Origin of the sequence: Nocardia arthritidis NBRC 100137, assembly GCF_001612765.1 — a bacterium.
Lineage (GTDB): Bacteria > Actinomycetota > Actinomycetes > Mycobacteriales > Mycobacteriaceae > Nocardia > Nocardia arthritidis.
Map to the genome: position 1 here is coordinate 70,622 of NZ_BDBB01000016.1, position 15,054 is coordinate 85,675.

At 70.4% G+C, this 15,054-nt stretch carries 11 protein-coding genes; 8 read left to right on the forward strand and 3 right to left on the reverse strand.

Features of this window, described 5'->3' with window-relative positions:
• Positions 1-252 precede the first annotated feature (252 nt).
• A complete protein-coding gene (gene smc, locus NA8_RS13110; protein WP_063050660.1) occupies positions 253-3,873 on the forward strand; it encodes a chromosome segregation protein SMC in 3,621 nt (1,206 codons plus the stop codon).
• Positions 3,874-3,886: 13 nt separating this feature from the next.
• Here the strand turns inward: smc and NA8_RS13115 are convergent, their stop codons facing one another.
• Both NA8_RS13115 and NA8_RS13120 read right to left on the reverse strand, forming a co-directional pair.
• Complete coding sequence (locus tag NA8_RS13115; RefSeq protein WP_063050661.1) at positions 3,887-4,093, reverse strand: hypothetical protein; 207 nt, start codon at positions 4,091-4,093, stop codon at positions 3,887-3,889.
• Positions 4,094-4,188: 95 nt separating this feature from the next.
• Entirely contained in the window at positions 4,189-5,151 is a 963-nt protein-coding gene (locus tag NA8_RS13120) for an NmrA family NAD(P)-binding protein (RefSeq protein WP_063050662.1), read from the reverse strand.
• A gap of 106 nt (positions 5,152-5,257) precedes the next feature.
• Here NA8_RS13120 and NA8_RS13125 point away from each other — a divergent pair, with 106 nt between their 5' ends.
• Positions 5,258-6,028, forward strand: a complete 771-nt coding sequence (locus NA8_RS13125; protein WP_063050663.1) for a TetR/AcrR family transcriptional regulator — start codon at positions 5,258-5,260, stop codon at positions 6,026-6,028.
• 126 nt (positions 6,029-6,154) lie between these two features.
• On the opposite strand, the gene NA8_RS13130 is transcribed toward NA8_RS13125, so the two are convergent.
• Positions 6,155-6,544: a DUF2237 family protein gene (locus NA8_RS13130; protein WP_019048221.1), complete on the reverse strand. Its 390-nt coding sequence runs from the start codon at positions 6,542-6,544 to the stop codon at positions 6,155-6,157.
• A gap of 193 nt (positions 6,545-6,737) precedes the next feature.
• Between NA8_RS13130 and ftsY the strand changes: the two genes are divergently transcribed.
• The 6 genes from ftsY to ffh all read left to right on the forward strand — a co-directional run bounded on the left by ftsY (position 6,738) and on the right by ffh (position 14,952).
• Positions 6,738-8,246, forward strand: a complete 1,509-nt coding sequence (gene ftsY, locus NA8_RS13135) for a signal recognition particle-docking protein FtsY (RefSeq protein ID WP_063050664.1) — start codon at positions 6,738-6,740, stop codon at positions 8,244-8,246.
• Positions 8,247-8,570: 324 nt separating this feature from the next.
• A complete protein-coding gene (locus tag NA8_RS13140) occupies positions 8,571-9,950 on the forward strand; it encodes an ammonium transporter (RefSeq protein WP_063050665.1) in 1,380 nt (459 codons plus the stop codon).
• A 4-nt stretch (positions 9,951-9,954) separates the two neighbouring features.
• A complete protein-coding gene (locus NA8_RS13145; protein ID WP_040868325.1) occupies positions 9,955-10,293 on the forward strand; it encodes a P-II family nitrogen regulator in 339 nt (112 codons plus the stop codon).
• An 83-nt stretch (positions 10,294-10,376) separates the two neighbouring features.
• The gene (locus tag NA8_RS13150) at positions 10,377-12,848 is read left to right on the forward strand and encodes a [protein-PII] uridylyltransferase (protein WP_063050666.1); all 2,472 of its coding nucleotides are present in this window, start codon (positions 10,377-10,379) and stop codon (positions 12,846-12,848) included.
• 120 nt (positions 12,849-12,968) lie between these two features.
• Positions 12,969-13,283 (forward strand): hypothetical protein, encoded by a 315-nt coding sequence (locus NA8_RS13155; protein WP_063050667.1) that lies wholly within the window; start codon positions 12,969-12,971, stop codon positions 13,281-13,283.
• A gap of 106 nt (positions 13,284-13,389) precedes the next feature.
• The gene (gene ffh / locus NA8_RS13160) at positions 13,390-14,952 is read left to right on the forward strand and encodes a signal recognition particle protein (protein WP_063050668.1); all 1,563 of its coding nucleotides are present in this window, start codon (positions 13,390-13,392) and stop codon (positions 14,950-14,952) included.
• Positions 14,953-15,054 lie beyond the last annotated feature (102 nt).

Sequence of the window (15,054 nt, forward strand, 5' to 3'; positions counted from 1 at the left end):
CGCGCGCCACCGGTCTCGAACGGGTGCCACGGACAGTGCTGTGCGCCGTCCGGGCAAACCCCGGGCACATCGAAATGCGCGCGAACCGGCGGCGAGTCGATAACCTACGGATATCGCCGAACCGGCACTCGGCCGCGTGCCGTCGGGGCCGGGGAGCGCCCGGCACGCGACGGCTACCATGACTGGTCGCCGGATGCGCTGCCTCGACCGCGCGAAACGCCGACCGGGCAGAACACGGAAAGGTCGTCGAACTTGCACCTGAAGAGTCTGACGTTGAAGGGCTTCAAATCCTTCGCGTCCGCGACGACGCTGCGGTTGGAGCCGGGCATCACGTGCGTGGTCGGTCCGAACGGATCGGGCAAGTCGAACGTCGTCGACGCGCTCACCTGGGTGATGGGCGAGCAGGGTGCGAAGGCGCTGCGGGGCGGCAAGATGCAGGACGTCATCTTCGCGGGCACAGCGGGGCGCGCACCGCTCGGCCGCGCCGAGGTCACGCTGACCATCGACAATTCCGACGGCGCACTGCCGATCGACTACGCCGAGGTCTCCATCACCCGGCGCATGTTCCGCGACGGGGCGGGCGAATACGAGATCAACGGCAACTCCTGCCGCCTGATGGACGTGCAGGAACTGCTCAGCGACTCCGGTATCGGCCGCGAGATGCACGTCATCGTAGGGCAGGGGCAGCTCTCGGCGATCCTGGAGTCGCGCCCGGAGGACCGCCGCGCGTTCGTCGAAGAGGCCGCCGGAGTGCTCAAGCACCGCAAGCGCAAGGAGAAGGCGGTCCGCAAGCTGGAGGCCATGCAGGCCAACCTGGCCCGGCTCACCGACCTCACCACCGAACTGCGCAGGCAGCTCAAACCGCTGGGCAGGCAGGCCGAGGTGGCCCGCAGGGCGCAGACCGTACAGGCCGATCTGCGTGACGCGCGGCTGCGCTTGGCCGCCGACGACCTGGTCACCCGCCGCGCGGAGCTGGCAGGCCAGCAGAGCAAGGAGGCGTACGCGCGCGAGCAGCAGATCACCGTGCACTCCGAGCTGGACGCCGCCAACGCGGCGCTGGCGCAGCAGGAATTCCAGCTGTCCCGGTTGACGCCGAGCGCCGAGGCCGCCGCGCAGATCTGGTTCCAGCTCTCCGCGCTCGCCGAGCGGGTCAACGCGACCATCCGCATCGCGGGCGACCGGGCGCGGCACCTGGACACCACCGCTGCGGTCGGCACGGGCCGCGACCCCGCGCAGCTCGAGGCCGAGGCCGATCGTGTCGAGGCCGAGGAGGCCGAACTGCGCGAGGCGGTCGAGATGGCCGCCGAGACGCTGGAGGCGGCCCGAGACCAGCTGGCCGAACGCGAACACGCCGCCAAGGCCGCCGAGCAGGCGCACTTGGCCGCGGTGCGGGCGATCGCGGACCGGCGCGAGGGCGTGGCCCGGTTGGCGGGCAAGGTGGACACTTTGCGGGCCAGGGCACAGTCGGTGGACGCGGAGATCGCGCGCCTGTCGGTCGCCATCGCCGACGCCCGCCATCGCGGCGATGCCGCGCAAGCCGAATTCGACACGGTGCAGACCGAACTCGACGAACTCGACGCGGGGGAGGCCGGTCTGGACGCCCAGCACGAGCACGCGGTACAAGCGCTGGAACTGGCCGATCAGCGCGTCACCGAACTGCGCGAACAGGACCGCGACGCGAGCAAGCGGGTCGCCTCGCTGGGCGCGCGCATCGAGGCGCTCGGGATGAACCTGGCGCGCCGCGATGGGGTGGCCTGGCTGGTGGAGCACCGTGAACAGGGCTTGCTCGGTCCGCTCTCCGCGCTGCTGCGCGTGCACGGTGGGTATGAGGCCGCTGTCGCCGCCGCGCTCGGCCCGCTGGCCGACGCCGTCGCCGCCGACACCGGCGAGCGCGCGCACGCCGCCATCCAGGCGCTCAAGGATGCCGACGGTGGTCGCGCCGCGGTCGTCTTCGGCACCGAGAGCGCCGAGGGGCCGCACCCGGGCGTATTGCCCGGCGGCGCCCGCTGGCTGGTCGACGTGGTGGAGTGCCCCGACACCGTGCGCGGCGCGATCGCGGCGCTCACCGCGGGAATCGCCGTGGCCGACGATCTGCCCGCCGCCCGCGCGCTGGTCGCCTCCCGGCCCGGCCTGCGCGTGGTCACCCGCGACGGCGACCTCGCCGGAAACGGCTGGCTGCTCGGGGGTTCCGATCGGGCGCCCAGCCAGCTGGAAATTCAGGCCGACATCGACGCCGCCCAAGCCGAGCTGGTGTCCGCGCAGCGGCGCGCCGAGGAACTCGAGGCCGCGCTGTCGGGCGCGCTCGAGGAACAGGCCGACCGCAAGGACGCCGTCGACCAGGCACTGCTCGCCCTGCACGAATCCGATCAGGCGCTGGTGGCGATCTACGAGCGGCTGGGCAGGCTCGGCCAGACCGCCCGCACCGCGCACGCGGAGAGCGAACGGCTGCTCGGCCAGCGCGACGACGCCGAGGCCAACCGGGAAGAGGCGCTGGCCGCGCTCGCCGACCTGGAGGATCGCCTGCGGCACGCGGAACTCGAACAGTCCGAGGTGGACGCCGACGGCGCGGGCGCTGCGGGCACCGAAGCCGCGGGCCGCGCGCGCGAGGAGGCGGCGTCCGCGCTGGCCGAGGCGCGTGCGATGGAGGTCGAGGCCCGGCTCGCCGTGCGCACCGCCGAGGAACGCGCGGAATCGGTGCGCGGCAAGGCGGAGTCGCTACGCCGCGCCGCCCGTGCCGAGCGGGAGAATCGCGCCCGCGCCGAACGCGCGGCGGCCGCACGCAAGAAGGCGGCCGAGGTGGCCGCCGCCGTCGCCGAATCCGGTGCGAAGATCGCCGCCGAGCTCGAGCGGGTGGTCGCCGCGGCGGGCGCCCGCCGGGACGAGCTGGTGCGCAAGCGCTCGGAATGCGCCGCGCAAGTCGAGCAGATCAAGGAGCGGGTGCGCGCGCTCACCGCGCAGCTGTCCCAGCTCACCGACGCCGTGCACCGGGACGAGGTGGCCAAGGCGCAAGCGGCGCTGCGCATCGAGCAACTGGAGGCGACCATCGCCGAGCAGTTCGGCATCGCGCTGGACGATCTGATCGCCGAGTACGGTCCGGACGTGCCGCTGCCGCCCTCGGCGCTGGAACTGCAGGAGTACGAGCAGGCCAAGGAGCGGGGCGAGCAGGTCAGCGAGCCCGCCCCGATGCCCTACGACCGGCAGACCCAGGAGCGTCGCGCCAAGCGCGCGGAGAAGGATCTGACCACCCTCGGCAAGGTGAATCCGCTGGCGCTGGAGGAATTCGCGGCGCTGGAGGAGCGCTACAACTTCCTGGCCACCCAGCTCGAGGACGTCAAGAGCGCGCGCAAGGATCTGCTCGACGTGGTCGCCGAGGTCGATGCCCGCATTCTCCAGGTTTTCACCGAGGCATACGCCGACGTGGAGCGTGAGTTCGTCGGAGTGTTCGCGAAACTGTTCCCCGGCGGCGAGGGCAGGCTGCTGCTCACCGACCCCTCGGACATGCTCACCACCGGCATCGAGGTGGAGGCCCGTCCGCCGGGCAAGAAAGTCAAGCGGCTCTCGCTGCTGTCCGGCGGAGAGAAGTCGCTGACCGCGGTCGCGTTGCTGGTGGCCATCTTCCGCGCCCGGCCCTCGCCGTTCTATGTGATGGACGAGGTCGAAGCCGCGCTCGACGACACCAACCTGCGCCGCCTGATCGGCTTGTTCGAGCAGCTGCGGGAGAAGAGCCAGCTGATCGTCATCACCCACCAGAAGCCCACGATGGAGATCGCCGACGCGCTCTACGGCGTCAGCATGCGCGGCGACGGCATCACCCAGGTGATCTCCCAGCGATTGCGCGGGGAGAATCTGGCCCCGGTCGGCGCGGCGGGCTGAGCCGCCACCCGGGTCACCTGCCGGGCGCGGGAAGGGTGACCGTGCCGGAGTCCAGGTCGACCAGCGGAGCGTCACCGGAGACGCGGTCGTCGAGCTTCGTGACCGCCACCCATTCCTTGCGCTCATGGATGTGCTTGCGCGACGGGCCGAATATCTCGTCGACTTCCGCGCCAACCGGGTCGCGCCGGGGACGGCGGGATGCTCGGCGCAGGCGTAACACCGTGCCGAGGGTACGCCTGGCGGGACGATCACCCGGCGATCTGGGCGAGTACGTGGCTCAGCAGACGTCCGCCGCGTTCAGGTCCGGGTGCCCGGTCATGCCGTCACATGCGGATCGGCCGGGCTCTTGTCAGGGTGCGCTGACCGTGCGGCGGTGGCCTTTTCGCCGTCCAGCAGCGCTTTGATCTGCTCCGCGCCGGATTCGGCGAGCCAGGCGTCGAAGGTCCGCAGACCGGGATGGACTTCGCGGATCTCGTCGACGTCGGCGCGCCAGCCGCCGGTGTGGCGCATCAAACGCCAGGTATTCCCGATCTGCGCGGTTATCGCGTCCGCCTCGGCTTCACCTACCTCCTGATACCGGACGCAGTGGCCGGTGGCCGCGCTGATCGCCGCCGCTGCTGCCCGCGGGGCGAGCCCGTCGCCGGCGAGTTCGAGGACCCGGCCGTGGAATCGATCCGGGTCGGCGAAAACGAGACCGGCGATATCGCCGATATCCGCCAGGGCGATCACCTTCATCGGCCCTTCGGCCGGGAAGAGATGCCGGTGTACGCCGTCGAAGATGCCGTCGACCGGTGAGGTGCGCAGCAGGTAGTTCTCCATGAACCGCACCGGGCGCAGCAGGGTGTAGCGGGCGCCGCTGGCGATGACGGCGTCTTCGATGCGCTTCTTGCCCATCGCGCCCCAGGACGCGTTGTCGCCCATCGAGGCGATGCCGGTGAACACGATCTGCCGAACGCCCGCATCGCGCGCCGCGTCCACGATCGCTTGTCCGCGCGCGGCTTCCAGGCCGACATCCCAGCCCTGCGGACTGTATGCGGCCGGCGGGACCAGGAACAGCCCAGTCACACCGGCCAGCGCCGCGGGCAAGGTCTCCGGGGCGTCGAAGTCACCGACGACGAGTTCCGCGCCCGCCGCGGCCAAGTCCTGTGCGGCCGGTGCCTGCGCGTCGCGGACCAGCGCGCGCACCGCCCTGCCGTCGGCCAAAAGCCTGCGGGCGGTCACGCCGCCCTGCTTGCCGGTGGCGCCGGTGACCAGGATGAGGTTGTGCTGAGGGGACATGCTCCGCCTTCTCTGCTCGTTAGAATCGGGTCGGTCAACCCGGATTCGGACGATACGGGTGGCTCGACCCGATTCACCAGGTCGCTTCCAGGAAGGCCGTAACGAAATGACCATCTCGCTCGCCCCGGACGGGCTGTCCCGAGCCGATGCCCGGCGCAACCGCGCCCTCGTGCTGGCGGCCGCGCAGCGGGCCTTCGCGGAGCAGGGCGCCTCGGTGTCGCTCGCCGAGGTCGCCCGCCGGGCCGGCGTCGGCGCGGGCACCGTCTACCGCCACTTCCCGACGAAAGCCGCTCTGCTGGAAGCCGTTATGCAGCAGCGCATCGACCGGTTGGCGAAAATGGCCGCCGACCGTCTCGGCGCGGCCGACCCCGGCGCCGCCTTCTTCGACTTGTGCACCGCCGTGATCGCCACGACCCCGGGTAACCAGGCGCTGTGCGACCTGGTCCAGTCCGACGACGGCTGGCCGCGTGCGCTGTTGCAGGGCGCGGGCGTGCGTTTCCATCGCGCGCTGGGCGCACTGCTGGCCGCGGCCCAGCGCGAGGGGGCCGTCCGGGCCGACATCGAACTCGACGACGTGCTGGCGATCTTCACCGGATGCGTTGCGATTCAACAACTCCGCAAGGCACGGGGCGAAGTCGACCGCACCGCGGCGCTTGTGCTCGACGCGTTGCGCGCCCGGCCCGGTGGTCCGGTGACGAAAGTGGAGCCGGGGATCGAAAACCGTAACGAATCGGTCGAACGTAACGAAACCGGGGACGGTCGCTGCCCGGTGTGCCACGCGGCGGTGCCACGGGCCGGGATGGGCCGCCGGGCCAGGTATTGCTCGGCGGCATGCCGCCAGAAGGCGCATCGCCGGCGTGTCGCGGCGGCCCGGTAGGAAGATGGCGCATCTGTGCCATCCGGTGCTCTGCTGCGCCACTCATCCGATCGGACGCGGTTCGTGGTCGGGGGCGGTGGTTCCTCGCGGCGACCCGCCGCGGGCCGATGAGGGGTTACCGCTCGCTCAGAGCAGGTCGCTGACGTCGTCGGGCACGTCGACGGCGTACTTGCGCAGAATGTCCATCGAGATCACTTCCAGGGCGTTTTCGTGCGTGGCCGCCAGCACCACGGGCGCGGCCACGCCGTCCTCATGCGCGTGCAGCCACCGCACGGCCACCACGCACCACCGATCGCCGGGCTGGAGGCCGGGAAAATTGTTCTCCGGACGCGGAGTGCTCAAATCATTTCCGATGGAAGCTTGATGCTCCAGGAATTCTGCCGTGACGACGGTGCAGACGGTGTGGCTGCCCAGATCCTCCGGCCCGGTACTGCAGCAGCCGTCCCGGTAGAAGCCGGTGAGAGGATCGGTGCCGCACTCTTCCAGCGGCCCCCCAAGCACGTTTCGATCGGTCACGTCGCCGATCCTATTGTCCCTTCGCGAGAAGTTCCGCAGGACAAGAAATCTCGGGGGCTGTGTCGGTGCCGGGCAGGGCTCGTCCACGGCCCGGCACCTGCGGTGTTCCCCGAGGTCACGCCGTCGGCCCGGTGGTGCGACTCGCGCGGCGGGTGCGGCTCGGGGCCTGGCACGTGACGGTCGGTCTGCAAGGATGGTCCGCGTGAGTCCCGAAGTCTGGATCCTGATCGCCGCGGTCGCCGCACTGCTGCTCGTCGTGCTCGTCGCCGGTTTCGTCCGGTACCGGCGCGGCCGCGTGTCGCTGACACCGCCCACGCAGGACAAGGAGGTGACCGACCGGTCCGGTGGCTACACCGCGTCCGGCGGATTCACCTTCAGCAGGGGCGGCACGGCGACCGAGCCGCAACCGGTCGAGCGCACCGACACCGAAGGACAGCCGCACGTCGGCGACGACGCCGCGATCCCGCGCGACGCGCCCAAACGCGGCATCACCAACGTTCCGTTGCCGGAGGCGGACGTCGCCGAGGCACCGCCCGCGGGTGGGGCCGCCGAGCCCGCCGCTCCTGCCGAACCGGAGACGGCGGAGCCCGCCACCGGCGAGGCACCAGCGCCGGAGATCCCGATGACCGGCACCGCGCCGGTCGCGGCCGACGAGACCGAGGTCGCGGACGCGGCCGCCGAGCCGGTCGCCGACACCGCGGCCCCGGATGCCGCCGGCACGGGAGTCGTCGCTCCCGACACGCCCGCCGGCGTCGAGGCGCCCGTCGCGCTGGAGGAGATCGAGCCCACCGCCGGACGCCTGGTTCGGCTGCGCGGACGGCTGTCGCGCTCGCAGAACGCCGTCGGCAAGAGCCTGCTCGGCCTGCTCGGCGGCGGTGACCTGGACGACGACTCGTGGGAAGAGGTCGAGGACACCCTCGTACTGGCCGACCTCGGCACCGCCAGCACCACGGCCGTCGTCTCCCGGCTGCGTGCGGAGATGGCGGCGCGCAGCGTGCGCACCACCGACGAGGCGCGTGCGGTGCTGCGCGACGTGCTTGTCGAGCAGTTGCGACCGGAGCTGGACCGCGCGGTGCGCGCGCTGCCACACCCGGATCACCCGTCGATCCTGCTCGTGGTCGGCGTGAACGGCACCGGCAAGACCACCACCACCGGCAAGCTCGCGCGTGTGCTCGTCGCCGACGGCCGCCGGGTGCTGCTCGGCGCGGCCGACACCTTCCGCGCCGCGGCCGCCGACCAGTTGCAGACCTGGGGTGAGCGGGTCGGCGCCGACACCGTCCGCGGCCGCGAGGGCGCCGATCCGGCCGCGGTCGCGTTCGACGCGGTGGCCGCGGGCGTCGAGCGCGGCGTCGATGTGGTGCTGATCGACACCGCGGGGCGGCTGCACACCAAGACGGGGCTGATGGACGAGCTGGGCAAGGTCAAGCGGGTTGTGGAGAAGAAGGCCGCAGTGGACGAGGTCCTCCTCGTGCTGGACGCGACCGTCGGGCAGAACGGCCTGACCCAGGCCCGGGTGTTCGCCGAAGTGGTCGATATCACCGGCGTCGTGCTGACCAAGCTGGACGGCACGGCCAAGGGCGGCATCGTCTTCCAGGTCCAGCACGAACTGGGCGTGCCGGTGAAGCTGGTCGGCCTCGGCGAGGGCGCCGATGATCTGGCTCCGTTCGAGCCGGCCGCGTTCGTGGACGCGCTGCTGGGCTGACCCTTCCGCTTCGAAGGGGCTGCGGCTCGTGGTGGCCGGCGGCGGTGCGCCGCGAGTCGTTTGCCGTCGGCGTGCGAGGCCGATCACACCCCGTATGTTTGCCGAGTCCTCCTCCGCTGTAACGAATGTCCGATTCCCGGGCGCGGGCCTCACGACGCCGCGAAACGCCCGGTGTAGGCGACGAAACGTAGTGGCAACACAGCCGCGCCATCCGTTCACGTAGGTGAAACACGTCAGCTCTACGGATGAAACACCGAGTAAGGACCCTTCTGTTCAGGTCCATTTGCCGGAATCGGCGGGGCCCGAGATGAGGAGGACATTAAGGTGGCTTTTCCACTTACCGGTGCACCGGATACCGGTGACACCGCCTGGATGCTGGCGAGCTCGGCGCTGGTGTTGCTGATGACGCCGGGCCTTGCTTTCTTCTACGGCGGCATGGTCCGGTCGAAGTACGTGCTCAACATGATCATGATGAGCATCAGCGCCATGGGCTTGGTCGGCGTGCTGTGGTCGCTGTACGGATACTCGACGGCTTTCGGCGACAACAAATTCGGCGTGATCGGTGACCCGACGCAGTTCTTCGGCCTGAAGGGCTTGATCGGTGGCAACTCGGCCGCCGAGGTCAAGGACGCGGCGGGCGCGGTCACCACCGAAGCGGTGAACATCCCGCTCGCGGGCACGATTCCCGCCACCGTGTTCGTCGCTTTCCAATTGATGTTCGCCATCATCACGGTTGCCCTCATCTCGGGCGCGGTCGCCGACCGCTTGAAGTTCGGCGCGTGGCTGCTGTTCGCGGGCATCTGGTCGACGGTGGTCTACTTCCCGGTGGCGCACTGGGTGTTCGACTTCGACGTGAAGGACGCCGACGGAAACGTCGTGCACGAGGGCGGCTGGATCGCGAACAAACTGCTGGCGGTCGACTTCGCTGGTGGCACGGCGGTGCACATCAACGCAGGCGCCGCCGGTCTGGCCCTGGTGCTGGTGCTCGGCAAGCGCAAGGGCTGGCCGACGACGCCGTTCCGTCCGCACAACCTGCCGTTCGTCATGCTGGGCGCCGGTCTGCTGTGGTTCGGCTGGTTCGGCTTCAACGCCGGTTCCGCGGTGACCTCCGGCGGCCTCGCCGGTTCTACCTTCGTCACCACCACCGTCGCGACCTGCGCCGCCATGCTGGCCTGGCTGCTGGTGGAGAAGATCCGCGACGGCAAGCCCACCTCGCTCGGCGCGGCCTCGGGCATCGTGGCCGGCCTGGTCGCCATCACCCCGTCGTGTTCCTCGGTGAACGTGCTCGGCGCGCTGGCCGTCGGCGCGGTCGCGGGCGCGTTGTGCGCCCTCGCAGTGGGCCTGAAGTTCAAGTTCGGTTTCGACGACTCGCTCGACGTGGTCGGCGTGCACCTGGTCGGCGGCATCGTCGGCACCCTGATGGTCGGTTTCGTCGCGGCGCCCGAGGCGGGTGCGGGCAAGACCGGTCTGTTCTACGGCGGTGGCGTCGATCAGCTGTGGCGGCAAGCGGTGGGCGCCGGTGTGGTACTTGCCTTCTCCTTCGTCGCGACGCTGATCATTGCCTATATCGTGAAGTTCACCATTGGGCTGCGCGTGAGCGAGGAAGCAGAGTCGGTGGGCTTGGACGAGTCCGAGCACGCGGAAACCGCCTACGACTTCGCCGCTCTGGGTAGCACGGCACGTTCGGCCGTCAAGGAGGCATGACGACATGAAACTGATCACCGCAATCGTCAAACCGTTCACGCTCGAGGACGTCAAGTCCGGGCTCGAGCAGGCGGGTGTGCTCGGCATGACCGTCAGCGAGGTCCAAGGGTACGGCAGGCAGAAGGGGCACACCGAGGTGTACCGCGGCGCGGAGTACTCCGTCGACTTCGTGCCGAAGGTGCGCGTGGAGGTCGTCGTGGACGACGCGTCCGTCGACAAGGTCGTGGAAGTGATCGTCGAGGCCTCCCGCACCGGCAAGATCGGCGACGGCAAGGTCTGGGTCACCCCGGTGGAGTCCATCATCCGGGTGCGGACCGGCGAACGCGGCACCGACGCGCTGTAGCGGGATATCGATCGAGCGGCGGCCCCGCTCCCGCCGGAGCTCCGGCCGGAGCGGGGCCGCGCGCATGAACTGGGCGGTGGGTTGTGGGTAGTCAGTACGAGCACGACGGTGAGCCGAAGGCCACCGGAGGCAACGGCAAGGTGTCCAACGGGGCGGCCGACCTGGTCCGCGCGCGAACCCAACTGCTCGACGGCGGCCAGCCGCGCAATCCCCGGCTGGACGCCGAGTCGTTGCGCCAGGCCCTGGTCGACCTCTACGAACTGTGGCTCACCAGCAAGGGCGCCGAACTGGGCATCGCCCCCGACAGCGGCTTGGCCGTGGTCGCCGTCGGCGGTCTGGGCCGCGGCGAGATGCTGCCGTACTCCGATCTGGATCTGGTGCTGCTGCACGACGACGTCGACCCAGCCCGGGTGGCCGAGGTCGCCGATCAGCTCTGGTATCCGCTGTGGGACGCGCACATCAAACTCGACCACAGTGTGCGGACCGTTCCGCAGGCGTTGCGGGTGGCCGCGGACGACCTCATCGCCGCGCTGGGCATGCTCGAGGCCAGGCACATCGTCGGCGACCAGGACTTGAGCAATCTGCTGATCGGCGGGGTGCGCCGGGAATGGCGCACCGGAATCCGCTCCCGCTTCGACGAGCTCATCGCCCAGGCGCAGACCCGATGGGAGCGCAACGGCGAGATCGCCCACCGCGCCGAGCCCGATCTGAAGAACGGTCGCGGCGGCCTGCGCGACATCCAGCTGCTCGACGCGCTCGCCATCGCCCAGCTGACCGACGCCATGCCAGGCCTCGGTCCGGACGTGCCCGGCGGCGGATTGAAACAGGCGCATCGGCGCCTGCTCGACGTGCGTACCGAGCTGCACCGGGTGGCGGGCCGGGCCCGGGACCAGCTGCGGGCGCAGGACGCCGACGAGATCGGCGCGGCCCTGCGCGTCGGCGATCGGTTCGATCTGGCTCGTACCCTGAGCGATTCGGCCCGGACGGTCAGTTACTCCGTGGATGTCGGGCTGCGCACCGCGGCCAACGCGCTGCCGCGCCGGGGCCTGGCGCGCCTGCGACGGATGCCGGTGCGCAGGCCGCTGGACGAGGGAGTGGTCGAGCACGCGGGTGAGGTCGTGCTGGCCCGGGATGCCCGCCCGCAGCGCGATCCCGGCCTCATCCTGCGCGTGGCGGCGGCGTCCGCGCAGACCGGCCTGCCGATGTCGGCCACCACCCTCAACCGGCTCTCCGAGGACGCCCCCGAGCTACGCGAGCCGTGGCCCAAGGACGCCCTCAACGACTTGCTGGTCCTGTTGGGCGCGGGCCGGGGCACCATCGACGCGGTCGAGGCGCTGGACCGGACGGGACTGTGGGGCAGGCTGCTGCCGGAATGGGGCGCCGTGCGCGACCTGCCACCGCGCGATGTCCAGCACATCTGGACCGTCGATCGCCACCTCATGGAGACGGTCGCCTACGCGGGCGGGCTGAGCACCCGGGTGGCCCGCCCGGACCTGCTCGCCCTCGGTGCGCTGCTGCACGACATCGGCAAGGGTCGCGCGGGCGATCACAGCCTGGTCGGCGCGGAACTGGCCACGCACATCGGCCGCCGCCTCGGTTTGTGGCCCTCGGACGTGCGGACGCTCAGCGCGATCGTCCGCCACCACCTGCTGCTGCCGGAAACCGCCACCCGGCGCGACCTGTCCGATCCGGAGACGGTGCGCTCCGTCGTCGACACCCTGGACGGCGATCCGCAGTTGCTGGAACTGCTGCATACCCTGGCGGAGGCGGATTCGCTGGCCACCGGTCCCGGCGTATGGGGCGACTGGAAGGCCTCGCTGATCGGTGAGCTGGTCCGCCGCTGCCGAATGGTCATGGCGGGCGACCAGCTGCCGACGCCGGAGCCGATAGCGCCGGAGCTGATCGAGAAGGCCCGAGGGGGCGGGGTGCACGTGGACCTGAAGCCCGGCGACAGCAAACACACCTACACGGTGACCGTCATCGCGCCGGACAGCCCAGGGCTGCTCTCCGACGCCGCCGGCGTGCTCGCGCTGCACTCGCTGCGGGTGCTGTCGGCCGCGCTGGGGGTCGAAGGCGCGTCCGCGGTGGACACTTTCGTCGTCGCGCCCAGGTTCGGCGATCCGCCGGACCCGGGCCTGCTGCGCCAGGAACTGATCCGCGCCACGGCCGGCGATCTGGATGTGTCCGCGGCGCTGGCCAAACGCGAGCGAGAGGCCGGCACCATCGGCCGGAGCCGCTACGCGCAGGCTCGGCCCCGGGTGATCTGGTCGGACTCCTCCGCGCCCGGCCAGGTGATCCTGGAGTTGCGCGCCGAGGACCGGGTCGGCCTGCTCAGCCGCTTGGCCGCCGAACTGGCCGCCTGCGGAGCCGACGTCCGCTGGGCCAAGGTCGTCACGATGGGGTCGGCGGTGGTCGACAGCTTCTGTCTGGACCTGGGATCCGAGGACGGCCCCGCCCGCCGGGAAGCGATCGAGAAGGCGCTCCTCGCGGTGGTTCCCAAAACTGCGCCCAAACCGCCCGAAGAGACTGCTTCCGACCCGGAAAGTAGCCGCTAACTGCGAATTACCCGGTGATCAATCTGTTGCAGGATATTTGCTGCATCCGAACTCCCGCTCGGCGGCCGGACCATACGATCTAGGGCGTCCGGCTATCGCGAGCACGAGGGGAGCAGGTCGATGGCAATTGAAGTCGTTTCGGCGTCCACGATGACGAGTGACGAGACCACGCACATGGCACGCTGCGTCGGCGGCGACCGCTGGGTGGTCTCCTGGCTTCCGGGTCGCACGTTGACCGGACGGCAGGCGGTGACCGCGATGACGATCGCGTCCAGGGTCGCCACCTCGCCCATTCCGAGCACGGCGGAGTGGGCGATGCTCGACGACCTGGCCCTGGAACTGGGCCTGACCGCCAACGAGGCGGTCTTCATGGTGGCCGAGGAGAACCACGACTACCGCAAAACGGCCAAGCCGCGCCGCCGCGTGCTCGACTAGCAGGCCCGCGCTCGGGCCGGAAGGACGCACCGCCTGCGCGAACACGCGGGTGATCCCATTACCCTGGGAGAGAATGTGACGTCCCCCGAGATCAGGAGCGCGATCGGTGTTCGAATCCCTGTCCGACCGGCTTACCGGTGCCCTCAAGGATCTGCGCGGTAAGGGGCGTCTGTCACCGGCCGACATCGACGCCACCTGCCGCGAGATCCGCCTCGCTCTGCTGGAGGCCGACGTCGCGCTGCCCGTCGTCCGCGGCTTCATCGGACGGATCAAGGAGCGCGCCAAGGGCGCGGAGGTCAGCGCGGCGCTGAACCCTGCCCAGCAGGTCGTCAAGATCGTCAACGAGGAACTCGTCGGCATCCTCGGCGGCGAGACCAGGCGGCTGAACCTGGCCAAGAACCCGCCGACCGTGGTCATGCTGGCCGGTCTGCAAGGTTCCGGTAAGACGACGCTGGCGGGCAAGCTGGCGAAATTGCTGAAGGGACAGGGCCATCAGCCGCTGCTGGTGGCGTGCGACCTGCAGCGTCCCGGCGCCGTCACCCAGCTGCAAGTGGTCGGCGAGCGCGCGGGCGTGCCCGTCTACGCGCCGCACCCCGGCACGTCCGTCGGCGGCGGGGAGAACCCGCTGGGCATCTCGGCCGCCGATCCGGTGAACGTGGCGCGCGGCGGTGTCGAGGAGGCGCGCCAGAAGCAGTACGACGTCGTCATCGTCGACACCGCGGGCCGTCTCGGCATCGACGAGGAACTCATGCGCCAGGCGGCGGGCATCCGCGACGCGGTGCAACCGGACGAGATCCTGTTCGTGCTCGACGCGATGATCGGCCAGGACGCGGTCAACACCGCCGAGGCGTTCCGCGACGGCGTCGGCTTCACCGGAGTGGTGCTCACCAAGCTCGACGGCGACGCCCGCGGTGGTGCGGCACTGAGCGTCCGCGAGGTCACCGGTGTGCCGATCCTGTACGCCTCGACCGGTGAGAAGCTCGAGGACTTCGACGTCTTCCACCCGGACCGTATGGCCAGCCGCATTCTCGGCATGGGTGACGTGCTCACCCTGATCGAGCAGGCCGAGCAGGTCTACGACGCCAAGCAGGCCGAGGAGGCCGCGCGCAAGATCGGCAGCGGCGAACTCACTCTCGAGGACTTCCTCGACCAGATGCTCGCCATCCGCAAGATGGGCCCGATCGGCAACCTGCTCGGCATGCTGCCGGGAGCGGGCCAGATGAAGGACGTGCTCGCGCAGGTCGACGACAAGCAGCTCGACCGCGTGCAGGCGATCATCCGCGGCATGACCCCGGCCGAACGGGCGAATCCGAAGATCATCAACGCCTCCCGCCGCCTGCGCATCGCCAACGGTTCCGGCGTCCAGGTCTCCGACGTCAATCAGCTCGTCGACCGCTTCTTCGAGGCCAAGAAGATGATGGCGATGATGGGCCGCCAGATGGGGCTGCCCGGCAGCCGCCGCGGCAACGCGAAGAAGGGCAAGAAGGGCAAGAAGGGTGGCCGTGGCCCCACGCCGCCGAAGGTGCGCGGCGGCTTCCCGGGGATGGGCGGCATGCCCGGCCTGCCCGCCGGAATGCCCGACCTGTCCAACATGCCCGCCGGCTTGGACGAGTTGCCGCCCGGGTTGGAGGGGTTCGACCTCAGCAAACTGAAGTTCCCGAAGAAGTAGGGCGCTTCGCCACGGCAGGGCCCTCTGGTCGGACGGCCGACGCTGTCCCGCGGTCCTTAGGTGCGGGGATGACCGTTGCGGGAATCGCCCAGTAGGTTGAAG